Consider the following 472-nt stretch of genomic DNA (forward strand, 5'->3'; position numbering starts at 1 on the left):
GCTGGACGTCGACCAGATCTCCGAGATCATCGAAGTGGTCAGCGCCGACACCTTCAAGCGCCCGATCTACGCCGGTAACGCCATCGCTACCGTGCAGTCCTCGGCTGCCGTAAAAGTGATCACCGTGCGTGGCACCGGCTTCGACGCCGTCGCTGCCGAAGGCGGTTCCGCCGCTGTTGAAGCCGTTTCCGGCCCGGCCGATGCCGGCAAGTCCGCCTTCGTGGGCGAAGAACTGGCCAAGTCCGACCGTCCGGAACTGACCGCTGCCAAGATCGTCGTTTCCGGCGGCCGCGGCATGGGCAATGGCGACAACTTCAGCATCCTCTACTCCCTGGCTGACAAGCTGGGCGCTGCCGTCGGCGCTTCCCGCGCTGCCGTTGACGCCGGCTTCGTGCCGAACGACATGCAGGTCGGCCAGACCGGCAAGATCGTTGCTCCGCAGCTGTACGTGGCCGTCGGTATCTCCGGCGCC

The 472-nt window shown here is 66.1% G+C and carries 1 protein-coding gene; it reads left to right on the forward strand.

The genetic code is table 11. The features are described from left to right. Nucleotides 1-472, forward strand: a 472-nt coding sequence (locus ACNFH5_RS30565; protein WP_416752680.1) for an electron transfer flavoprotein subunit alpha/FixB family protein, incomplete at both ends; no start/stop codon positions are given.

This window comes from Pseudomonas sp. NY15435 (assembly GCF_048068295.1).
Classification (GTDB): Bacteria; Pseudomonadota; Gammaproteobacteria; order Pseudomonadales; family Pseudomonadaceae; genus Pseudomonas.